The sequence below is a fragment of the Paraoerskovia marina genome, assembly GCF_900105445.1.
Lineage (GTDB): Bacteria > Actinomycetota > Actinomycetes > Actinomycetales > Cellulomonadaceae > Paraoerskovia > Paraoerskovia marina.
Genome location: NZ_LT629776.1, coordinates 1,482,685 through 1,504,828, shown reverse-complemented (window position 1 = coordinate 1,504,828; position 22,144 = coordinate 1,482,685). Strand labels below are relative to the sequence as shown.

At 70.5% G+C, this 22,144-nt stretch carries 20 protein-coding genes; 11 read left to right on the top strand and 9 right to left on the bottom strand.

Features of this window, described 5'->3' with window-relative positions:
• Window positions 1–6: 6 nt before the first annotated feature.
• Window positions 7–969: an aldo/keto reductase gene (locus BLU20_RS06665; RefSeq protein ID WP_043110035.1), complete on the bottom strand. Its 963-nt coding sequence runs from the start codon at window positions 967–969 to the stop codon at window positions 7–9.
• 185 nt (window positions 970–1,154) lie between these two features.
• On the opposite strand from BLU20_RS06665, the gene BLU20_RS06660 reads away from it, so the two are divergent.
• Window positions 1,155–4,193 (top strand): glycoside hydrolase family 9 protein, encoded by a 3,039-nt coding sequence (locus BLU20_RS06660; RefSeq protein WP_157270356.1) that lies wholly within the window; start codon window positions 1,155–1,157, stop codon window positions 4,191–4,193.
• A gap of 6 nt (window positions 4,194–4,199) precedes the next feature.
• Here BLU20_RS06660 and BLU20_RS06655 read toward each other — a convergent pair whose 3' ends face one another.
• Both BLU20_RS06655 and gltX read right to left on the bottom strand, forming a co-directional pair.
• Window positions 4,200–4,952 (bottom strand): HAD family hydrolase, encoded by a 753-nt coding sequence (locus BLU20_RS06655; RefSeq protein WP_083372036.1) that lies wholly within the window; start codon window positions 4,950–4,952, stop codon window positions 4,200–4,202.
• 7 nt (window positions 4,953–4,959) lie between these two features.
• Window positions 4,960–6,456: a glutamate--tRNA ligase gene (gene gltX / locus BLU20_RS06650; RefSeq protein WP_172829038.1), complete on the bottom strand. Its 1,497-nt coding sequence runs from the start codon at window positions 6,454–6,456 to the stop codon at window positions 4,960–4,962.
• A gap of 87 nt (window positions 6,457–6,543) precedes the next feature.
• On the opposite strand from gltX, the gene BLU20_RS06645 reads away from it, so the two are divergent.
• Window positions 6,544–7,776 carry a hypothetical protein gene (locus BLU20_RS06645; RefSeq protein ID WP_083372034.1) on the top strand — a complete coding sequence of 411 codons (1,233 nt, stop codon included), beginning with the start codon at window positions 6,544–6,546 and terminating at the stop codon, window positions 7,774–7,776.
• Window positions 7,777–7,841: 65 nt separating this feature from the next.
• Here the strand turns inward: BLU20_RS06645 and BLU20_RS06640 are convergent, their stop codons facing one another.
• Both BLU20_RS06640 and BLU20_RS06635 read right to left on the bottom strand, forming a co-directional pair.
• Entirely contained in the window at window positions 7,842–8,621 is a 780-nt protein-coding gene (locus BLU20_RS06640; protein ID WP_029253744.1) for a fumarylacetoacetate hydrolase family protein, read from the bottom strand.
• 35 nt (window positions 8,622–8,656) lie between these two features.
• Entirely contained in the window at window positions 8,657–9,529 is an 873-nt protein-coding gene (locus BLU20_RS06635; protein ID WP_083372033.1) for a methyltransferase domain-containing protein, read from the bottom strand.
• A gap of 99 nt (window positions 9,530–9,628) precedes the next feature.
• Here BLU20_RS06635 and BLU20_RS06630 point away from each other — a divergent pair, with 99 nt between their 5' ends.
• The 4 genes from BLU20_RS06630 to BLU20_RS06615 are packed head-to-tail and all read left to right on the top strand — an operon-like array spanning window position 9,629 to window position 12,738.
• Window positions 9,629–10,639 (top strand): aldo/keto reductase, encoded by a 1,011-nt coding sequence (locus tag BLU20_RS06630; RefSeq protein ID WP_083372032.1) that lies wholly within the window; start codon window positions 9,629–9,631, stop codon window positions 10,637–10,639.
• Window positions 10,567–10,986 (top strand): CHY zinc finger protein, encoded by a 420-nt coding sequence (locus tag BLU20_RS14290; RefSeq protein ID WP_269457179.1) that lies wholly within the window; start codon window positions 10,567–10,569, stop codon window positions 10,984–10,986. Before BLU20_RS06630 ends, BLU20_RS14290 begins: the two co-directional genes overlap by 73 nt.
• A gap of 20 nt (window positions 10,987–11,006) precedes the next feature.
• Window positions 11,007–11,915 (top strand): 3-methyladenine DNA glycosylase, encoded by a 909-nt coding sequence (locus tag BLU20_RS06620; RefSeq protein WP_083372031.1) that lies wholly within the window; start codon window positions 11,007–11,009, stop codon window positions 11,913–11,915.
• Window positions 11,916–11,937: 22 nt separating this feature from the next.
• Window positions 11,938–12,738 carry an aminoglycoside 3'-phosphotransferase gene (locus BLU20_RS06615; RefSeq protein WP_083372030.1) on the top strand — a complete coding sequence of 267 codons (801 nt, stop codon included), beginning with the start codon at window positions 11,938–11,940 and terminating at the stop codon, window positions 12,736–12,738.
• Here the strand turns inward: BLU20_RS06615 and BLU20_RS06610 are convergent.
• Complete coding sequence (locus tag BLU20_RS06610) at window positions 12,731–14,191, bottom strand: alanine/glycine:cation symporter family protein (RefSeq protein ID WP_083372029.1); 1,461 nt, start codon at window positions 14,189–14,191, stop codon at window positions 12,731–12,733. The genes BLU20_RS06615 and BLU20_RS06610 overlap by 8 nt on opposite strands.
• Window positions 14,192–14,317: 126 nt before the next feature.
• Between BLU20_RS06610 and BLU20_RS06605 the strand changes: the two genes are divergently transcribed.
• On the top strand, window positions 14,318–16,981 hold the full coding sequence (locus tag BLU20_RS06605) for a DEAD/DEAH box helicase (protein ID WP_083372028.1): 2,664 nt from the start codon (window positions 14,318–14,320) through the stop codon (window positions 16,979–16,981).
• A gap of 40 nt (window positions 16,982–17,021) precedes the next feature.
• Window positions 17,022–17,534: a Cys-tRNA(Pro) deacylase gene (gene ybaK / locus BLU20_RS06600; RefSeq protein ID WP_407946474.1), complete on the top strand. Its 513-nt coding sequence runs from the start codon at window positions 17,022–17,024 to the stop codon at window positions 17,532–17,534.
• A gap of 40 nt (window positions 17,535–17,574) precedes the next feature.
• On the opposite strand, the gene BLU20_RS06595 is transcribed toward ybaK, so the two are convergent.
• Window positions 17,575–18,015 carry a YccF domain-containing protein gene (locus BLU20_RS06595; RefSeq protein WP_083372027.1) on the bottom strand — a complete coding sequence of 147 codons (441 nt, stop codon included), beginning with the start codon at window positions 18,013–18,015 and terminating at the stop codon, window positions 17,575–17,577.
• A gap of 9 nt (window positions 18,016–18,024) precedes the next feature.
• Between BLU20_RS06595 and BLU20_RS06590 the strand changes: the two genes are divergently transcribed.
• The 3 genes from BLU20_RS06590 to BLU20_RS06580 all read left to right on the top strand — a co-directional run bounded on the left by BLU20_RS06590 (window position 18,025) and on the right by BLU20_RS06580 (window position 20,167).
• Window positions 18,025–18,801 (top strand): YggS family pyridoxal phosphate-dependent enzyme, encoded by a 777-nt coding sequence (locus BLU20_RS06590; protein WP_083372949.1) that lies wholly within the window; start codon window positions 18,025–18,027, stop codon window positions 18,799–18,801.
• A complete protein-coding gene (locus BLU20_RS06585) occupies window positions 18,798–19,331 on the top strand; it encodes a GNAT family N-acetyltransferase (protein WP_083372026.1) in 534 nt (177 codons plus the stop codon). Before BLU20_RS06590 ends, BLU20_RS06585 begins: the two co-directional genes overlap by 4 nt.
• A 287-nt stretch (window positions 19,332–19,618) precedes the next feature.
• Window positions 19,619–20,167, top strand: coding sequence for a GNAT family N-acetyltransferase (locus BLU20_RS06580; RefSeq protein WP_083372025.1), 549 nt, complete (start codon window positions 19,619–19,621; stop codon window positions 20,165–20,167).
• A 90-nt stretch (window positions 20,168–20,257) separates the two neighbouring features.
• On the opposite strand, the gene BLU20_RS06575 is transcribed toward BLU20_RS06580, so the two are convergent.
• Both BLU20_RS06575 and BLU20_RS06570 read right to left on the bottom strand, forming a co-directional pair.
• Window positions 20,258–21,307: a lipoate--protein ligase family protein gene (locus BLU20_RS06575; protein ID WP_083372948.1), complete on the bottom strand. Its 1,050-nt coding sequence runs from the start codon at window positions 21,305–21,307 to the stop codon at window positions 20,258–20,260.
• A 70-nt stretch (window positions 21,308–21,377) separates the two neighbouring features.
• Window positions 21,378–22,088, bottom strand: coding sequence for a pentapeptide repeat-containing protein (locus tag BLU20_RS06570; RefSeq protein WP_083372024.1), 711 nt, complete (start codon window positions 22,086–22,088; stop codon window positions 21,378–21,380).
• Window positions 22,089–22,144: the final 56 nt, after the last annotated feature.

Genomic DNA, 22,144 nt, shown 5'->3' with positions numbered 1-22,144 from the left:
CAGCGGTCAGCGCGAGATCGCGACGTCCCGCGCGCTGCGCCACCCGGAGGTCGGGGTGAAGGCGGCCGAGACCTCGTCGAGCGCGCGGACCTCGTCCGTCGCGAGGTCGAGCTCGCCGGCCTCGACGTTCTTCTCGAGCTGTTCGACGCTCGACGCCCCGGGGATGGCCGCCACGTTCGGCCGCGAGACGATCCATGCGAGGGCGACCTGCGAGGACGTGACGTCGTGGGCGTCCGCGACGTCACGGAGCACGTCGAGCAACGGCCGCACCCGGTCCAGGTTCTCCCGCGTGAAGAGCGGGTTCACGCGACGCACCCCGGAGCGAGGCCGGTTCGACGCGTCGTACTTGCCCGACAGGAGCCCCTGCGCCAGCGGGCTGTACGCGATGACGAGCCGGTCGTTCGCCTGGGCAAACGGGATCAGGTCTGCCTCGGGGTCCCGGTGCACCAGGCTGTACTGCACCTGGTTGGAGAGGACGGGGGCACCGAGAGCGGAGTCGGCCTTCTGCCAGCGGTCCAACGAGTAGTTGCTCACCCCGACGGCGTCGACGAGACCCGTGCGGCGCAGGCTGGCCATCCCCGGCATGGTCGAGCCGTCCCGGATCACCGGGTTCGGCTGGTGCACCTGGTAGAGATCCATCTGCTGCACCCCGAGCCGGTCGGCACTCGCGACCGCGCGCTGCTGGGTCACGGAGCCCGTCGGCCACACCGGGAAGATCTTCGAGGCGACGAGCGCCTCGTCGCGACGATCCCCGAGCGCCTCGCCGAGGATCCGCTCGGACCGGCCGAAGCCGTACATCTCAGCAGTGTCGAAGAGCGTCACGCCCAGGTCCAGCGCTCGCTCGACGATGCGCCGTGCCTGGTCGGTCGCGTACCCGTCCCCGTACCCCCACTCCTTCGACCCGAACTGCCACGTCCCTACCCCGATGACGGACAGCGGCTTCTTGAGACCAAGATCGATGTAGCGCACGAAGACTCCTTCGATGGTGTGACGGACACGTACCCGGCACAACGGTCCAGCCCCGCAGCCATTCCCGCACGCCGACCGTTGCTGTAACCTTCGTCACATCACGCAGTTGCACGCCTCCACCCCCGCACGGATGGGAGCGCTTCCACGCTGCGTGTGCCCGAGTCAACGACGACTGAGAGGTTCCCGTGCACCGCAGACAGAGAACACGCCTGGCGAGAGCGGCCATCACGTCGGCCGCTCTCGCCCTCGCCACCATCGCTCCCGCGAGCGCCGACGTCGTCAACGGCGACTTCTCGGCCGGTCTCGACGGCGGATGGTGGTCGACCGCCAACCTGCCCGTCGACGTGGTCGACGGCGCGCTGTGCGGCGACGTCCCTGCCGGGACCAGCAACCCGTGGGACGCGATCGTCGGCCAGGACGGACTGGACCTGCCCGCCGGCGACTACGTCTTCACCTTCGCCGCGTCCGGCACCGGTCCGGTCAAGGGCATCGTCCAGGACCCGGTGACGTACGCCGAGGCCGCGAGCGTGACCTCCGCCGTCGCCGGCGCGGACGGGTTCGTGACCCACGAGGTCGCGTTCACGGTCGAGGAGGAGACCGACGACCTTCAGCTCGCCTTCCAGGTGGGCGGGTCCGCGGACGCGTGGACCTTCTGTGCCGACGACGTCGCCGTGACCCCCGCCGGCACCGAGCTCCTGGCGACGACGACGTTCGAGGACGGCACCGCACCGTGGTTCGTCTCGGACCCGTCCCTGCCGAACGACGTCGTCGACGGCTCCTGGTGCATCGAGGTTCGCGGCGGGACCGAGGACCCGTGGGACGTCATCGTCGGGTACAACGACCTGACGCTCGCCCCCGGTGACTACGCGCTCGCGTACGAGGGGACGGGAGCGGGGCCGGTGCGCGCCCTGGTCGGCCTGCAGGTCGACCCGTACACGGTGTACGGCGAGACGTCCGGCATGCCCGGCGCAACCTCGTTCTCGGTCTCCGACGCCGGCGGTGACCGTACGCAGACCCAGGTCGCCTTCCAGATCGGCGGGGCCGCGGAGCCGTGGACGTTCTGCCTCGACTCCGTGTCGCTCCTCAGCGGGACGACGCCGGAACCGTACGTCCCGGAGACGGGCCCACGGGTCCGCGTGAACCAGGTCGGCTACCTGGCCCACGGCCCGAAGCGCGCGACGGTCGTCACCGACGCTGCCGACGCGCTCACCTGGAGCCTCGTCGACGGGTCAGGCGCCACCGCGGCCGAGGGGACGACCGTGCCGTCAGGACTCGACCCGTCGTCGGACCAAGAGGTCCACACGATCGACTTCTCCGAGGTCTCCGTCCCGGGCACGTACACGCTCACGGCGGACGGTGAGACGTCATACCCGTTCGAGATCGGGACCGATGCGTACGAGAGCCTGCGGACCGACGCACTGAACTACTTCTACCTGGCACGCTCCGGGATCGAGATCGACGCGGAGATCGGCGGCGCAGACTACGCGCGCCCGGCCGGCCACGTCAGCGCTGCGGGCGGCCCGGACACGAACCAGGGCGACCGGGACGTCGCGTGCCAACCCGTCGAGGAGTCAGTGGCGGCGTACGGCGAGCCGTGGACCTGCGACTACACGCTCGACGTCGTCGGCGGCTGGTACGACGCGGGCGACCACGGCAAGTACGTCGTCAACGGCGGTATCGCGACCGCGCAGCTCCTGCAGACCTACGAGCGCACCAAGACGGCGGCCAGCACGGACGCGGGCGCGCTCGAGGACGGGACGCTCGCCGTGCCCGAGACCGGCAACGCGGTGCCGGACGTCCTGGACGAGGCACGCTGGGAGCTCGAGTTCATGCAGTCGATGATGGTGCCGGACGGGGAGGAGCTCGCCGGGATGGCGCACCACAAGGTGCACGACTACGGCTGGACGGGGCTGCCGCTCCTGCCCCACCGGGACGGGCAGACCCGATACCTGCACCGCCCCTCGACCGCCGCGACGCTGAATCTCGCGGCGACGGCTGCCCAGGGTGCCCGCCTCTTCGCCCCGTACGACGCGGAGTACGCCGCCGCGCTGCTCGACGACGCCCGTACGGCATGGAGCGCCGCCCTCGAGCACCCCGACCTGTTCGCCCCGGCGGCGGACGGCAACAACGGCGGCGGCCCGTACGACGACGACGACGTCTCGGACGAGTTCGTCTGGGCCGCGGCAGAGCTGTTCCTCACGACCGGCGAGCAGGCGTTCGAGGAGTACCTCCTCGAGCACGACGACGTCCTGGCGACCTCGGTCGACGTGGAGGGCTTCAGCTGGGGATCCGTCGGCGCGCTGGCCGTGATGGACCTCGCGACGGTGCCGAACGACTACACGGGACGCGACGACGTCGTGGCCACGTTGCTCGCCGGGGCCGACGAGATCGCGGCCGTCCAGGCGGACCAGGCCTACGGGATGACCTACGCGGGCGCCGAGGACGGCACGTTCGTCTGGGGCTCGAACTCCAGCGTCCTCAACACGATGGTCGTCCTCGGTGCCGCGTACGACGTCAGCGGTGACGACGCGTACCGCGACGCGGTCGTCGAGAGCGCCGACTACCTGCTGGGCCGCAACGCCCTCAACCTCAGCTACGTCACCGGGTACGGCGACGTCTACTCCCAGAACCAGCACAGCCGGTGGTTCTCGGCCCAGCTGAACGCCGAGCTCCCGCACCCGCCGGCAGGGTCGGTCGCCGGTGGACCGAACTCGGACAGCCCGACGTGGGACCCGACGCTCGCCGCCCTCATGACGGACGGCTGCGCACCCCAGTTCTGCTACGTGGACGACATCCAGTCGTGGGCCTCGAACGAGATCACGGTGAACTGGAACTCGGCGCTCTCCTGGGTCGCGTCGTTCCTCGCGGACCAGGACCAGGGAGCGCCGACGGCGGAACCGAGCTGCGACGTCGAGTTCGTCGAGCACGGCACCTGGCCGGGCGGATCGACCAACCAGATCTGGGTCACGAACACCGGGACGTCTCCCCTGACCTGGTCCAGGCTGATGTGGTCCTGGAGCGCCGACCAGTCGGTGACACGACAGGCCTGGAGCGCCGGCTGGTCCCAGGAGGCGTCGCACGTCACCGCGCGGAGCATGTCCTGGAACGCCACGATCCGACCTGGCCAGCGGGTCACGATCGGCTTCGTCGGCGATCCGGGCTCGCTCGCCTCGGCGACCCCTGAGCAGTTCTGGCTCGACGGAGCACCCTGCTCGACGCCCTAGCCGCGCCTACCGTCGCAGGGCGTCCGTCAGGTCGGCCAGCGAGGAGATCACCGTCACGCCCGACGCGCGGGCCGCCTCCGGATCCTCCGGGTGCGGCCCGCCGCGCCGGGCCCCGGGACGGTCGATCCAGACGCCGTGGAGCCCTGCGGCGATCGCACCCCGGGCGTCGACGTCGAGCTCGTCCCCGACGTAGACCGTCCGGGCGTGCTCGGTCCCCAGCAGTCGGCACGCCTCCTGAAAGACGCGAGGGTCAGGCTTGCCCACCCCCAGGTCGTCGACGGCCACGAGGAGCGGCACCAGGTCCGCCAGGCCGGTCCGCGCGATCTTCTCGACCTGCATCTCGCGGGCGGCGTTCGTCAGCACACCCACCCGGAATCCCCGCCGGACGAGCTCCTGCAGGGCCGGCGCCGCGTCGTCGTGCGCCACCCATGCACCACGGAACGCCGCGGAGTAGGCGTCCCGCCACCGCGCGTACGCGGCGTCGTCGAGCTCGACGCCGCCGAACGCGAGCTGGAGCTCGTTCGCCCGGAGCATCCGCTGCGCGTCGAACGACAGCTCCCCGCGCGTGTAGGCGCGGTACCTCCCTGAGACGTCCGCACGCCACGTCGCGACGACCTCCGGGTGACGGTCGGCCGGAAGGTGCGGCAGATACGTCGTCGCCACCGCACCGATCGCGGCCGCGAAGGCGACCTTCGTGTCGACGAGGGTGTCGTCGAGATCGAAGACGACGGCCTCGACCTCGTCGAAGCCCCGCCTCACCGCGAGATCACAGCGTCGAACGGAGGCTGCGGAGCCGCGCGAGCGTGGAGTCCTTGCCCAGGATCTCCATCGACTCGAAGAGGGGCGGGGAGACGCGGCGGCCGCTGACCGCGACGCGAAGCGGCGTGAACGCGAGGCGCGGCTTCATCTCGAGGCCCTCGACGATCGCGGCGTTCAGCGCCGTCTGGATCGGCTCGGCGGTGAAGTCGTCCAGACCGTCCAGAGCCGCGACCGCGGCGTCGACGACCTCGGCCGCCGACTCCTTGAGAGCCTTGCGGGCGTCGTCCTCAACGACGAGGTCGGCGTCGTCGGTGAAGAGGAAGCCGAGCATCCCCACTGCTTCACCGAGCAGCGTCATGCGCTCCTGCGTGAGCGGTGCGGCCGCCGTGAGGACCTCCTGGTCGCGCGCGCCGAGGTCCGCGAACGAGTCCGCGGGAACGACTCCGGCCGCGTGCAGGTAGGGCACGAGCCGGTCGCGGAAGTCGTCCGCCTCGAGACGCCGCACGTGCGTGGCGTTGATCGACTCGGCCTTCTTGATGTCGAACCGGGCGGGGTTGGCGACGACGTCGTGGATGTCGAAGGCCTCGACCAGCTCCGTAACGGTGAAGATGTCGTGGTCCGGCGAGATGGACCACCCGAGAAGTGCGAGGTAGTTGAGCAGACCCTCCGGCGTGAAACCGTTGTCCCGGTGCAGGAAGAGGTTCGACTCGGGGTCGCGCTTCGAGAGCTTCTTGTTGCCCTCGCCCATGACGTACGGCATGTGGCCGAACTCGGGGACGTCGTCCGCGACACCGATCGCGACGAGCGCCTGGTAGAGGGCGATCTGACGAGGTGTCGAGGAGAGCAGGTCCTCGCCGCGCAGCACGTGCGTGATCTTCATCAGCGCGTCGTCGACCGGGTTGACGAGCGTGTACAGGGGGCTGCCGTCGGTCCGCACGATCGCGAAGTCCGGGACGGTACCGGCCTTGAAGGTGATCTCTCCACGGATCACGTCGGTGAACGTGATGTCCTCGTCCGGCATCCGCAGACGGAGGATCGGGGTCCGCCCCTCGGCACGGAAGGCCGCCTTCTGCTCGTCCGTCAGGTCGCGGTCGAACCCGTCGTAGCCCTGGGTCTTGATCCCCCGGGCGGCGTTGCGGGCCGCCGTCTCCTCCGGCGTCGTGAACGACTCGTAGGCATAGCCGCCCTCCACGAGCCGACGGATGACGTCCTGGTAGAGGTCACCGCGCTCCGACTGCCGGTACGGGGCGTGCGGGCCACCGACCTCGGGGCCTTCGTCCCAGTCGAGCCCGAGCCAGCGCAGCGCCTCGAGCAGCTGCTCGTAGCTCTCCTGAGAGTCGCGCGACGCGTCCGTGTCCTCGATCCGGAAGACGAAGGCACCGCCGGTGTGACGTGCGTACGCCCAGTTGAACAGGGCGGTCCGGATCAGCCCGACGTGCGGGGTGCCCGTCGGCGAGGGGCAGAAGCGGACACGGACGGGAGCGGTACCGGGTGCAGGGATCACACGGCGCAGTCTATCGACCGCTCACCGCTGCTCACGTCGCACTATTGCGATTCGTTCTCGACTTCTGCTTAGATCCTCCTCATGCGAATGATTCTCACTACAAAGAAGACGGCCGCCCTCCTCGCCCTCTCCGTCGTGGCGCTCACGGGCTGCGCCGACGACACCACCGGGGTCGCGGCGTCGTCGGACCCGACCACCGCCGCGACCGAGTCCGACGAGCCACAGGCCCGGCTCGTCGTCGCCCACGACGGTGGCGTCGTCGTCCTCGACCCCGCCGACGAACTCGCGGAGATCGCCCGGTTCGACACCACAGAACGGCCCCGGCTCGCCGTCGCGTCCGACGACCGCCACGTCTATCTCACCCAAGCGGAAGAGGGCACGATCACAGCGCTCGACACCGGCACGTACGGCCAATCGCACGGTGACCACGACCACTTCTACGTCCAGGAGCCCGCGCTCCGGGAACTGCAGCTCTCCGGGGACAGACCCGTCCACGTCGTCAGCCACGACGGCCGCACCGCCGTGTACTTCGACGGCACCGGCACTGCCGAGGTCTTCGACGACGCCGGGCTCGTCGACGACCTGCTCGACACCACCACCGTCGACTCGGGCACCGTGCACCACGGAGTGGTCGTCCCGTTCGGCGACGGGACACTCGTCAGCGAGGTCACCGGCGACTCGCCGCTCGCCGACACCGTCGCCGTGCGCGACGCCGACGGCGAAGAGGTCGCCCGGCACGAGAACTGCCCCATGCTGCACGGTGAGGCCACGCACGACGACACCGTCGCATTCGGGTGCGCAGACGGGGTGCTGCTCGTCACCACCGAAGGGGCCTCGCTCGTCCCGAACCCTGAAGGTTCGGGCGACGACCGCGTCGGCAGCCTCTACGCCTCGCAGGCCTCGGACGTGATCGTCGGGAACTTCGGCGAAACCACTCTCTCGCTCCTCAATCTGGCGAACGCAACTCTCACGACCGCTGACGTCGGCGGTGCATACCGTCCCATCGCTCGCGGCGAGGACGGGTCCGCACTCACGCTGCGTCTCGACGGCGTGCTCGTCGGCATCGACCCGGAGACGGGCGAAACGCTCGGCACGGTCGAGGCGATCGATGCCTACACGATCCCCGAGGGCCACGGTCAGGTCGCGCCGACACTCGCCGTCGTCGGACATACGGCATATGTCACGGATCCTGCCGGGCAGCGCATCGTCGCCGTCGACACGGAGACGTGGACAGTCAGCGGGGAGTTCGCACCGGGCGTCGCGCCTGCCCAGGCCGTGGCCGTGAATGCTCCTGCCGGCGGGGCCGGGCACGACCACTGAGCTCGAGCCCCGGACGTACCCTGCCGTGAGGCGGCAGGAGTGCGAGCCGACCCGGTGGTGCGTCGTTAGCGGCGCACCACCGGGTTCGCGAGCACGCCGAGGCCCTCGACCTCGCACTCGACGCGGTCCCCCTCGACGATCGGTCCGACTCCCGCGGGGGTACCGGTCAGGATGACGTCGCCGGGAAGCAGCGTGAACGCCTCGGAGATGTACGAGATCAGATAGGGAATGTCGAAGATCATGTCGCGCGTCCGGCCGTCCTGGCGAGGAGTGCCGTTCACCCGTGACGAGACGCCGACGTCGTCCGGGTCGAGGTCCGTGTCGATCCACGGTCCGAGCGGGCAGGCCGAGTCGAAGCCCTTGGCGCGTGCCCACTGCCCGTCGCCGCGCTGCGCGTCCCGGGCGGTGACGTCGTTGGCCACCGTGTAGCCGAGGACGTACGTGAGCGCGTCCTTGGGATCGACGTTCTTCGCGAGCCGCCCGATGACGACGGCGAGCTCGGCCTCGTACGAGACCTCCTGCGTGAAGTCAGGAAGCACGATCGGGTCGTCGGGGCCCACGACGGCCGTGTTGGGCTTGAAGAAGATCAGCGGCCGCTGCGGGAGGTCGTTGCCCATCTCCTTGGCGTGGTCGGCATAGTTGCGGCCGACGCCGACCACCTTGGACCGGGGAATGACGGGGGCGAGCAGGCGCACACCGTCGCCGAGCTCGATCCGCTCCCCCGTCGGCATCGCCGGCTGGTACAGCGGGTCACCGCTCAGGACGGCAAGGAAGGTCTTGTCGCCCTCCTCCTGCACGAAGGCGTAGCGGGGGTCGTCTCCAGTGGTAAATCTCGCGATGCGCACGGAACCAGGTTATCCCCCGTGACGCGCGGTCATGCTCAGGCGCGGGCGAGCACCTCGCCGTGCAGCACGGCGAACCACCCCGCGGGCTCCTCGGCCCAGTGCAGCCAGTCCTGCGCGAGCTGCTCGAGCGCGACGTCGTCGGCGAGCCCGGACTCCTTGGCCTGGACGGCAAAGTTCGACTCGATGCACCGCTCGGCCCAGAGTCCGCCCCACCAGCGACGGTCGGCCGCGGTCGAGTAGCTCCAGACACCCGCCGAGGGCGTGATCGTCTCGGCGGGAAAGCCCGCCTCCTGGACCCAGGAGAGCAGCCTCCGGCCCGCGTCCGCCTCGAAGCCGTAGGCGCGCGTGACCTCGTGGTAGAGCTCGTTCCACTCCGTGAGCCCGTGGGAGTCCGGGTACCAGGTCATCGCCGCGTAGTCCGACTCCCGGACCGCGACGTACGCACCAGGCTTCGCGACCCTGCGCATCTCGCGCAGCGCGGCGACGGGGTTGGACAGGTGCTGGAGCACCTGGTGGGCGTAGACGACGTCGAACGTGTCGTCCTCGAACGGGAGGTGGTAGGCGTCGGCCCGCCGGAACTCGACGTTCGAGACCTCGGTGTCCGCCGCGTGCTCCCGTGCTGCCGTGAGCACCTTCTCGGACGCGTCGACGCCGACGACGCTCCCCCCGGGGACGTGCCGCGCGAGGTCGACCGTGACCGTGCCGGGGCCGCAGCCGACGTCGAGAACCGCGGCCTGCTCCGTCAGGTGCGGCAGCAGGAAGCCGGCAGAGTTCTCCGCGGTCCGCCATCGGTGGGAGCGCAGGACGGACTCGTGGTGCCCGTGCGTGTAGGACTCGGACTCCTTGCTCGGAGTGCTGCCGCGAGCCCCGGTGGGGGCGTCGAGCGGCTCGGCGGAAGAGTTGGTCATGTCCTTACAGTATGGCGACGCCTCCCGAACGCAGGCCCGTTCTCGCATGCTGAGCGAGTGCCAGTCATGCCCTCCGCCGAGCGACGCTATCGTCGGATCATGACGGCGCACGCAACCTCGACGAACCCCGCCCCCCGGCTCGACCTGAACAGGCTGGGCCGCTCGGGCCTGGCCGTCACCGGAGTCGGTCTCGGCTGCAACAACCTGGGCCGGACCAATGCCGTGACCTCGACGTTCGAGGGAAGTCGCGACGTCGTGCACGGTGCGCTCGACGCCGGTGTCACGTTCTTCGACACGGCCGACAACTACGGCGCCCGCGCGGGGCTCAGCGAAGAGTTCCTGGGTCGCGCCCTGGGTGCGCACCGCGACGAGGTCGTCGTCGCGACGAAGTTCGGGATGCCGACCCGCGGTCTGAACGGGCCGGACTTTCGCGCCCGAGGATCCCGCCGCTACATCGCCAAGGCGGTCGAGGGCTCGCTGCGCCGCCTGGGCACCGACTACATCGACCTCTATCAGTTCCACACCCCCGACGACGAGACTCCCGTCGACGAGACGCTCTCCGCCCTCGACGACCTCGTCCGTCAGGGCAAGGTCCGGTACGTCGGGCACTCCAACCGCGCCGGGTGGCAGATCGCCGACGCCGAGCACGTCGCCCGGTCGCAGGGCACCACCCGGTTCGTCTCGGCCCAGAACCACTACAACCTTCTCGACCGCCGTGCCGAGCTCGAGGTGCTGCCCGCGGCGCAGGCGTACGGCATCGGCGTGCTTCCCTACTTCCCGCTCGCCAACGGCCTGCTGACCGGCAAGTACACGAGCGGCAACCGGCCCGAGGACAGCCGCCTCGTGCGGAACAAGCCCGGACTGCTCGAGACCGCACCGTGGGAGCAGCTCGACCAGCTCCACCAATTCTGCGTCGAGCGGGACGTCACCGAGCTCCAGGTCGCCTTCGGCTGGCTCCTCGCGCAGCCCGCCGTCGCCTCGGTCATCGCAGGGGCGACCACGCCCGAGCAGATCGCCCAGAACGCGGCGGCGTCGACGTGGCGACCGAGCGACGACGCCGCGCGCCTGGACGAGATCTTCCCCCGCCCCGAGAAGGTCGCGCTCTTCTGACAACTCGACCAGCTCCGACTGTCCGCGGTGCCGTCGTCGACGACCAGAGCCGATGCGTCCACCACGGCGGGCCCCTCGACGTCGTCGCTCTGCACCTCGTGTGCTGCGACGCCTGGTTCCCGTGCCACGCGTGCCACGAGGAGACCGCGGACCACACCGCCGTTCCGCGTCCTGCCGACCGGTTCGACGAGCCGGCCGCCCGGTGCGGCGTGTGCGGCCGGACGATGACGGTCCCCGAGTACCGCGGCGTGACGTCGTGCCCGGGGTGCGGGGCGTCCTTCAACCCGGGATGCGCGGCCCACGCGCACCTGTACTTCGAGATCGACGACGACACCGGCCGACGCTGACATCGTCCTAGGCTGGAGGCATGCTCCCCTCGACCACCGCCGTGGTTCCGGCCGCGGCCTGGCAGCCCGCCGCGGCCGACCACGCGAGACGCGCCGACGCGCTGACAGCCACCTGGCGAGCGTCCCGCGACCGCGGCGAGAAGCACGCGATCGAGGACTTCCTGTTCTCCTACTACCCCACCCGCGTGAGCCACCTGCGCCGGTGGCACCCGGGCGTCGGCAGAGCTCTCGCCGGTGACGGGACCGGCGCGGCAGAGACCGACCTCGCCGATCGCAGCACGTGGCGCTGGTACGCGCGCCTGCCCGACGCGACGGTCGCGCTCGACGCGGACGCGTTCGTCGCCGAGCGCGGCGGGACCGTCCACCGCGTCAGGGCACTGCTCGTCGCGACGGCCGGGCGACCCGGCCACTTCGGCTGCTTCGGCCTGCACGAGTGGGCGATGGTCTACAAGGACCGCGCCGCGGGTCGCGACCAGCGGCACCCGCTCCCGCTGAGGCTCGGTCACGAGGGCACCGACGCGGTCTTGGAGCAGCACCCCGTCCGGTGCTCCCACTTCGACGCGTTCCGCTTCTTCACGCCCGAGGCCCGCGACCACAACCAGTGGCGCCCCACCCGGGAGAACCAGCCGGCGACGGAGCAAGCCGGGTGCCTGCACGCCGGGATGGACCTGTACAAGTGGGCGACGAAGCTCTCCCCCGCCGTCCCGGGGGGCCTGCTCCTGGACTGCTTCGAGCTGGCACGGGACATCCGCTACCTCGACATGCGCGCGTCCCCGTACGACGTGTCGTCCTACGGGCTCGACGCCGTACCGATCGAGACGGCGTCGGGCAAGGCCGAGTACGTGCGCTCCCAGCGCGAGTTCGCCGAACGAGGGCAGGCGCTCCGGGTACGGCTCGTCGAGGTCTGCGACCGACTTCCGTTGATCTGACCCATACGCCACACTTGCGCTCATGACGGTCATCGCGGGCCCACCTTCCGGGCGGGTCGCTCTCCCGCCCCACGTGACGTCCCTGCTCACCCTGCTCGGGGTCGCGACCGACGACGTGGTGCCGGTCTGGCAGGGCACCACCGGCGTGCTCACGTTCCGAGCGGGCGCGCACCACGTCAAGTGGGCCCCCGCATCCTCGGGGATCGACGTCACGGTCGAGGCCGACCGGATCTCCTGGGCGGCCCCGCATGTGGCGGTGCCCGAGGTCGTCGGGCAGGCATCCTCGCCCGAGGGGTCCTGGATGGTCACGCGGACGCTTCCCGGGTCCAGTGCCGTCGCCGAGCGCTGGCTCGCCGACCCCGAGGCGGCTGCGCGCGCCGTCGGACGGGGGCTGCGCACCTTCCACGACTCGCTGCCCGTCGAGGCGTGCCCGACGGAATGGTCGATCGCGGCGAGGGTCGCCAACGCCCGGACGCGCGTCGACCGCGGAGACTCCCGCGCGCTGTGGGCACCGGAGCACCGCGGGTACAGCATCGGCGAGGCACTCTCGCTCCTCGCCTCCCCGCCTCCGCTCGACCTCGTCGTCTGCCACGGCGACGCGTGCCTGCCCAACACCCTGCTCCACGACGACGGCGCGCTCGCCGGGCACGTCGACCTCGGGACCCTGGGCGTGGCGGACCGCTGGGCGGACCTGGCCGTCGCGGCCTGGAGCACGGGGTGGAACTACGGCGAGGGGTACGAGGACGCGCTGTACGCCGGCTACGGGCTCGCCCCCGACCCCGCGAAGATCTCCTACTACCGCCTGCTCTGGGACCTCAGCTAGACGAGCTGCCCGTCGAGGACTCCGAGGGCGTCCAGACGTCCCCGGGCAGGTCCCCCGGAAGGTTCGGGTTCCCGACCCCGACGAACTGCTCGTCGACGCCGCGGCGGCGCATCGACTCGTAGTCCTTCAGCGCCCCGATCGCCCATCGGCCGAGCAGGACGATCGCGACGAGGTTGACGAGGGCCATGAACGCCATCGCGACGTCCGCGAGCGCCCACGCGGTGGTGAGCGTGGCCAGCGCCCCGACACCCACGCTGGCGAGGACGAGCGTGCGGAGCCCGGTCAGTGCCCGGCCCCGGACGCCCAGGAACGTCAGGTTCCCCTCGGCGTAGGAGTAGTTGCCGAGGATCGAGGAGAACGCGAAGACGAAGACGAGGATCGTCATGGGCCAGGTGGTCCACGTGCCGAGCTCTGCGGCGACCGCAGCCTGGGTCAGCGACGCCCCGGCGGCCTCCCCCGTGACGCCCGGCTGGTACACCGACGGGCCCGCGATCAGGATGATGAAGGCCGTGGCCGAGCAGACCACGATCGTGTCGACGAAGACGCCGAGCGACTGGACCAGGCCCTGCTTGGCGGGGTGGCTCACCGTGGCGGTGGCCGCGGCGTTGGGGGCGGACCCCATCCCGGCCTCGTTGGAGAAGAGCCCTCGCTTCACGCCGTTGAGGACGGCGGCGAGAACTCCACCGGCCGTTCCGGCGAGCGCCTCGTCGAGCCCGAACGCCCCGTCGACGATCTGGCGGAACACCTCGGGGACAGCACCGAGGTTCGTCACGACGACGACGAGGGCGAGCAGGAGGTAGGCACCGGCCATGAACGGCAGCACGTAGCCGGCGAACGTCGCGATGCGCCGGATGCCGCCGTAGAGGATGGGCGCGACGATGATCATCAGCAGAACCGCCGTCCACGCCGGGGAGACACCGCCCGCGGCACCGAGGACGTCGGAGATCGTGTTGGCCTGGACCATGTTGAAGGCGAACCCGAACGCGAAGATGAGGAGGACGGCGAAGACCATCCCCCATCTCCGCGACCCGAGACCGCGCTGGATGTAGTAGGCGGGGCCCCCGCGGAACGACCCGTCGTCGGAGCGCACCTTGTACATCTGGCCGAGCGTGGCCTCGACGAACGCCGTGGCCATCCCCACCAGCGCCACCATCCACATCCAGAAGATCGCACCCGGGCCACCGAGCGTCAGCGCGACCGCGACTCCGGCGATGTTCCCGGTGCCGACGCGCGAGGCCAGGCCGACGGCGAACGCCTGGAAGGACGAGATCCCGTCCTTGGCGTCGTCCGTGGATCCGCCGACCACACGCAGCATGAGGCCGAAGAGGCGCACCTGGACGAATCGCGTCCGGATCGTGAAGTACACGCCCGCGCCGAGCAGCACGTAGATCAGGACATAGGAGTACAGCAGGTTGCTCAGCGGGTCGATGACCGCCTCCTGGAACGCCTCCACGGAGTGCCTCCTGTCTCGGGTGGTGACGCCGTGTGCGTCCAGCCGTGCAGGCGACGCTAGGGCAGAGCAGCGCTTCGCGCTCGTCCGCGCCGTCCGTGTCCCCGCCAGGTGGGAGGATGGGCGGCGATGACGACGACGCCCCGCCCCGCCAGCCTGGCCAGTCACCTGCCCGAGCAGGTGATCGGCATGCGACCCGACCCCGACGAGCTGTACCTGGGCTTCACCGGCTGGGCGGAGGCCCGGGGCATCGACCTCTACCCGCACCAGGACGAGGCCGTGATGGAGATCGTCTCCGGCTCGCACGTCATCCTGGCGACACCGACGGGGTCGGGGAAGTCGCTCGTCGCGGTCGCGGCACACTTTGCCGCCCTGGCCGCGCACCGCAACCGGCGGACCGGTCGGACGTTCTACACGGCCCCGCTCAAGGCCCTGGTCAGCGAGAAGTTCTTCGACCTCGTCTCGGCGTTCGGCTCGGAGAACGTCGGGATGATGACCGGCGACTCGTCGGTCAACCCGGGTGCTCCCATCATCTGCTGCACGGCCGAGATCCTCGCGAACATCGCCCTGCGCGACGGCGACCAGGCCGACGTCGGCCAGGTGGTCATGGACGAGTTCCACTTCTACGCGGACCCGCAGCGCGGCTGGGCGTGGCAGGTCCCCCTCCTCGAGCTGCCGCAGGCGCAGTTTGTGCTCATGTCGGCCACGTTGGGCGACACCTCGATGTTCGTCGAGGACCTCACCGAGCGCACCGGCAGGCCCGTCGCCGAGGTCACGAGCGCCGACCGCCCCGTGCCCCTCACGTTCTCCTACGTCCTCGACCCTGTCGGCGAGGTCATCGAGGAGCTGGTCACGACCCACCGGGCGCCCGTCTACGTCGTCCACTTCACGCAGAAGGACGCGATCGACCGCGCCCAGTCGCTGCTGAGCACCAAGCTCTGCACCCGCGAGCAGAAGGACGCGATCGCCGCCGAGCTCGGCGACTTCCGGTTCGGGACCGGGTTCGGCAAGACGCTCAGCAAGTTCCTGCGCCACGGCGTGGGCGTCCACCACGCGGGAATGCTCCCGAAGTACCGGCGCGTCGTCGAGCGTCTGACCCAGGCGGGTCTGCTCAAGGTGGTCTGCGGGACGGACACGCTCGGGGTCGGCATCAACGTGCCGATCCGGACCGTCCTGCTCACCAGCCTCGTGAAGTTCGACGGCGAGCGGATGCGGCACCTCACGGCGCGCGAGTTCCACCAGATCGCCGGTCGCGCCGGACGCGCCGGGTTCGACACCCTCGGCGAGGTGCTCGTGATGGCGCCCGAGCACGTCATCGAGAACCGCAGGCTCGTCGCCAAGGCGGGCGACGACCCGAAGAAGCTCAAGAAGCTCGTGCGCAAGAAGGCACCCCAGGGCGCGGTGAACTGGACGGACGCGACGTTCGAGCGACTCCGCGACGCCGACCCGGAACCCCTGACGAGCCACTTCACGGTCAGCCACGCGATGGTCCTCAACGTCCTCGCCCGTGGCGTGGAGGACCCGTTCACCGGACGCGAGGCACGCGACCCGATCGCCGCGATGCGCCACCTCCTGACCGCCAACCACGACACCGAGGCCCAGCGCGACCGGCACGTGCGCCAGGTCTTCCGGATCTACCGGTCGTTGCGGATCGCCGGGATCGTCGAGCGCTACCGCGTCGCAGACCCGACGCACCCGCGCGGGGAGAGGCCCGAGGTCCGGCTCGTCGTCGACCTGCCGCGCGACTTCGCCCTCAACCAGCCGTTGTCCCCGTTCGCTCTGGCTGCCCTCGACCTGCTCGACGTCGAGTCCCCGACCCATGCGCTCGACGTCGTCTCCGTCCTCGAGTCCACGCTCTCGGACCCGCGCCAGGTGCTGATCGGTCAGCAGCACCAGGCACGCGGCGAGGCCGTGGCCGCGATGAAGGCCGAGGGCATCGAGTACGAGGAGCGCATGGAACTGCTCGACGAGGTCACATGGCCCAAGCCGCTGGCCGAGCTCCTCGAGCCTGCCTTCCAGACCTACAAGAAGGCCAACCCCTGGGTGGCGGACGCCGAGCTCTCGCCGAAGTCCGTCGTCCGCGACATGCTCGAGCGCGCCATGACGTTCGGCGAGTTCGTCTCCGTCTACGGGCTCGAGCGCACCGAGGGCGTGGTGCTGCGCTACCTCGCGGACGCCTACCGCACGATGCGGCAGACCGTCTCGGAGGAGCACCGCACCGAGGACGTCCACGAGGTCACCGAGTGGCTCGGCGAGCTCGTCCGCGGCACGGACTCCTCCCTGCTCGACGAGTGGGAGCGCCTGGCGAACCCCGTCGACGACGACGCGGACGGCGCGACCGGAGACACCCCGCTCGCCGGTGCGGACACCGACGAGCCGGTGCGCCCGGTGACGGGCAACCCGCGCGCGTTCCGCCGACTCGTCCGCAACGCGCTCTTCCGCAGGGTCGAGCTCGCCGCGAACGAGCGGTACGAGGCGCTCGCCGAGCTCGACGGCACGGACGCCTGGGACGCCAACGCGTGGGGCGAGGCCCTCGACCCGCTCTTCGAGGCACAGGGCGACGACGCGATCGGCATCGGCCCCCAGGCTCGCGCGACGTCGATGATCCACATCCTCGAGTCGGGCACGACACCGGCCGGGACGCCCGTCGAACGCGGGACGTGGTGGGTCCGGCAGATCCTCGACGACCCCGACGGCGACCACGACTGGGCGATCACCGCCGTCGTCGACCTCCCGGCGAGCGACGAGGACGGCGAGGTCGTGCTGCGCGTGGAGTCCGTCGGGCCGATGTGACGCGGTCGCACGGGCCGCCCGGCCACGGCATGATCGGCACGTGAGCAAGAAGAAGCAGATGCCGCACGCAGGGACTCCCGCCGTCACGGCGCTCGACCGCGCGGGTGTTCGACACACGCTGCATCCGTACGAGCACGACCCGTCGAGCACGCTCGGGTACGGGCTCGAGGCGGCGGCCGCGATCGGCGCGGACCCTGCCTGCGTCCTGAAGACGCTCATGGCGAGCGTGGACGGCCACCTCGTCGTCGCGGTCGTGCCCGTCACCGGATCCCTGGACCTCAAGGCCCTCGCCCACGCGGTCGGGGCCAAGAAGGCGACCATGGCCGACCCTGCCGACGCCGAGCGCGCGACGGGCTACGTCGTCGGGGGGATCTCGCCGCTCGGACAACGGCACCCGCACAGCACGGTGATCGACGAGAGCACCCGCGAGCACGAGACCGTCTACGTCTCCGGCGGGCGGCGCGGACTGGACATCGGCCTCTCCCCGACTGACCTCGCCCACCTGACGAACGCCGTGGTCGCGCCGATCGCCCGCTCCGACACGTCGTCCTGAGCGCCGCGCCGGTACCGGCCAGCGTCTGATCAGCGGGCGGTCAGCGTGTCGGGTACTGCGGGTTCTGCGGGTACTGCCCTGCCGGAGGCGTGTACGCCTGGTACGGCGCGTCGACCGGGACGATGTCCTTGCCGAGCGGGAGCAGCGAGACCGGGATCATCTTCAGGTTGGCGATCCCGAGCGGGATCCCGATGATCGACAGGAACATCGGGATCGAGGTCAGCACGTGGCTGATGGCCAGCCAGATCCCCGCGACGAGGAACCAGATGACGTTGCCGATCGTCGACCACGCCCCCGAGGTCGGCTTGTCGACGACGGTGCGACCGAAGGGCCACAGGGCGTATCCGGCGATGCGGAACGAGGCGATCCCGAACGGGATGGTCACGATCAGGATGCAGCAGACGATCCCCGCGACCACGTAGCCCAGCGCGAGCCAGACCCCGCCGAAGAGCAGCCAGATGATGTTCAACAGTGTGCGCACACGTCCATGATGACACCCCGGGGCACCTACACTCGGCACGTGTCTTCCGTAGCCGACCGTCTCGACCAGGTCCACGCGCGCGTCGAGGGGGCCGCCCGCGACGCCGGCCGCGACCCCGCCGAGATCCGGGTCCTCGTGGCGACCAAGACGCAGGACGCCGACGCCGTCCGGGAGGCCGTCGAGGCCGGGGCCACGTTGATCGGCGAGAACCGGGTCCAGGAGCTCACGGTGAAGGCGCCCGAGCTCGCCGATCTCGTCGCGGCCGGGACGCTGACGGTCCACCTGATCGGGCACCTGCAGAAGAACAAGATCAACGCCGCTCTCGGCGCGGCGTCCGGGATCCAGTCCGTCGACTCGCTCGCGCTGGCTCGCGCCCTGTCGACCCGGTGCGAGCGTTCAGGGCACGACCTCGACGTCATGATCCAGGTCAACGTCTCCGGCGAGGCGTCCAAGTCGGGTGTCGCCGCCGACGACGCGAGGCAGCTCGCCCTCGAGGTCGCCACGCTGCCGTACCTGCGTCTCACAGGTTTCATGACGATCGGCGCCAACACCGCGGACGCCGCCGTCATCCGAGCCGGCTTCTCGCGACTGCGCACGATCCGCGACGCCGTGCACGCCTCCGGTGCCCCCGGAACGTCCGAGGCCCGAGAGCTGTCCATGGGGATGAGCCGCGACCTCGATCTCGCGATCGCCGAGGGCGCGACCGTCGTCCGCGTCGGGACGGCCGTGTTCGGCCCACGCCCGACACCCCCGACCTCCGCACCGATCACAGGAGACCCCGCATGAGCGACCGACCCGCACTCCGCCCTGCCACCGAGGCCGACGTCGCAGCTCTCGTCGAGCTGAACAACGCCGCCTACCCGGCCGTCCCGACCATGTCCGCCGAGGAGATCGGTGACCTGCTCATCGTCGCCGACGCCTCGCTCGTCGGCGTGGACCCCGCCGAGCCCGAGACCCCGCGTGCGCTGCTCGTTCTCGTCACCCCCGGCGCGGCCTACGCCAGCGAGAACTACGCGTGGTTCGAGGAGCGCGAGGCGTCGCACCTCTACGTCGACCGGATCGTCGTCGCGGAGGACGCACGCAACCAGGGATGGGGCGCCGCGCTCTACGAGGCTGCGTTCGCGGCGGCGGCGGACCGGGGCCTGGAGGTCGTGACCTGCGAGGTCAACCTCGACCCGCCGAATCCCGGCTCCCTGCGCTTCCACCACCGCCTCGGTTTCGAGCGCGTGGGCGAGCAGGTCACGAAGGGCGGGACGGTCACCGTCGAGATGTTGCGTGCGGACGCGGATCGGGGCGACACCTCCGGGACTGAATAATCAATCGGGCTTGACTAATAATTGACACTTCTTCTATCCAGGTCCGGTGTCGGTCCGCGATCGTTCTCGCTATGCTAGCGAGGATGGGCGATCAACGTTCGCCCCGCGATGCTGCCGGCAGGACGACGAGCACCAGCGCGGAGCCTCCACCGATCGTCCTCGCGGGCTCCAGCGCCTGACAGCGCGGTAGCACCAGGCCCGTGGAGCGGAGCAGGTAGCAATCGTGCTGCCTGCGCCGCGTGCGCACCTCACCCGTGCGCACGAATCCGCCTGAGGAGAGGAACCAGATGACGAGCACGACCGCAGACATCGCAGGGCGCACCGTGCAACCCGACGACGTGGTTCTCCGGCCGGCACGCACCGATGACATCGAGCGGATCGTCGAGCTCAACAACGCATCGGCACCCGCGGTGCCGATCACCCCGATCGAGGACATGGCGCGCCTCGTCGAGGACTCCACCCTCACCCTCGTCGCCGCGGCCCCTGAGTCCGACGAGGCGCTCGGATTCGTCGTCACGTTCGACGGCGGCATCGACGACTTCGACGCCGAGAACTACACCTGGTTCGAGGACCGCGACTTCTCGCACTACTACGTCGACCGGATCGTGCTGGGCGAAGAGGCCCGCGGCCTGGGGATCGGGCAGCAGTTCTACGACCGGATCTTCGAGATCGCCCGTGCCGAGGGGCGCGACGCGGTCACCTGCGAGGTCAACATCGACCCGATGAACGCCGGCTCGCTCCGGTTCCACGGCCGCCTCGGGTTCGAGGGACACGGCGAGCAGCGGATCCACGAGAACACGGTGACGGTGCGCAAGCTCGCAGCGCCCGTTCGCTGACACCGGCTGTCACAGCAAGAACGACGCGGTGCCGCGCAGCCTCTGCTGCGCGGCACCGCGTCGTTCGTCCCCGGTCACGGGTGCCCCGCCTCAGGGCACGCGCGCGGTCCACTCGGGCGTCGCGAACTTGAGGCGTGCGAGCTCCTCGGCGCGAGCCCGCTCCTCGGGCGTCACCGAGCTCTCCTGCGTGCGGTAGCGGCCGCGGAAGTGCGACTTGAACGCCTCGATCACGTCCTCACGGGCCATCCCGGTCTGCGAGCGGACCGGGTCGACGCGCTTGTTGGCGCTCTTGGTGCCCTTGTCGCTCATCTTCTCCCGACCGATGCGCAGGACGTCGAGCATCTTGTCCGCGTCGATGTCGTACGCCATCGTCACGTGGTGCAGCACCGCTCCTCCTCGAAGCCGCTTCTGCGCGGCACCCGCGATCTTGCCGGCGGGCGAGGCGATGTCGTTCAACGGCTGGTAGGTCGCCTGGACACCGACGTCCGCGAGCGCCCCGAGCACCCAGTCGTCCAGGAACGAGTAGGAGCGCTCGAAGCTGAGGCCCTCGACCAGCGACCCGGGGACGGTCAGGGAGTACGTGATCGTGTTGCCAGGCTCGATGAACATCGCGCCACCGCCCGAGACGCGGCGGACGACCGTCACGCCGTGGCGGTCGGCAGCCTCCGTGTCGACCTCGTTCTTCAACGACTGGAACGAGCCGATCACGACGGTCGGGTCCGCCCACTCCCAGATGCGCAGCGTCGGGCCACGACGTCCCTCGTCGAGCTCCTCGGCCAGCAGCTGGTCGATCGCCATCTGCATCGCCGGGTTCTCCGGGCCGTCGTGGATGATCTCGAAGACGTGGTCGGACCAGTCCGTGGCGTGCCCGAGCGCGCGACGTACCGCGATCGCGACCGCCTCGGGGGTGAACCCGACCATGGTCACGTCGTCGCCGAGCACCGACTCGACCGCTCCGGCGAGCTGTGCGACCGTCGCGGTCTCGGGCATGCCCAGGAGGGCACCGTCGATGTCCTCGAGCGCGTCGTCGGGCTCGAGGAAGAAGTCGCCGCTGACAGCAACCCGGGCCAGCCGCCCGTCCTCCGTCTCCACGTCGACCGCCACGAGCTTTCCACCTGGGACCTTGTACTCTCCGCGCATGTCGACAGCGTATTGCCCCGTCGGCACGACGGCGAGGGGCTGACCTGTCTCCTCGGTCACCCTCGGGCGATCAGTCCGAGTCGTCGAGCGGTTCGAGCATCAGCCCGAGGTCCTGCTCCGAGATCCGCAGCGCCTGCGCCACGGCGTCACACGCGCCGGCCGCGACGGCCCCCGGGTCGGCACCGCTCGGCCATGTCGTCGACTCGTCCCAGCAGGTCGACCCGCCCGGCGTCCCCCGCAGGTCCGCCTCGCTGAGGTCAGCCCCGCGCAGGTCGACGAGATCGAGTCCGGAGACGTCGAGCGTCGCACCGACGAGGACCGCGTCGCGCATGTCGCTGTACGTCGGGCCCACGGCGTTCGCGAGCTCCGCGCCGGCGAGCACGCTGCCGACGAACGTCGCCCCGCGCAGGTCCGCACCGGCGAGGTCGACACCCGCCATCGAGGCGCCGGAGAAGTCGACGAGCCGCAGGTCCCAGCACCGCTCGTTCGCGGCACGAGCCCCGTCGTCGCCGACCTCGGAGTCGTCCCCGCACGCCATGTCGAGGCCGCTGAGCTCGGCCCCGGCCAGGTCGATGCCGACGAGTGAGGGGTCGGTGATGTCTCGCACCGAGAGCTCGCGCACCCACCGCGTGTTCTCGGCGACCTCCTGACGCTGGGCCACACGGTCCTCGATCGTCGCCGCCAGCCAGAGCCCGAACAGAGCGAGGAGCGCGCCGATCGTCAGATCACGCGTCCAGTCGTTGTCGCGGAACCACCGCAACGCCCCGCCGACTCTCCCCATCGGTCGATCCTGGCGCGGATCATCCGTGACCGCGAGCGGGCGGAGCGTCGCTGCAT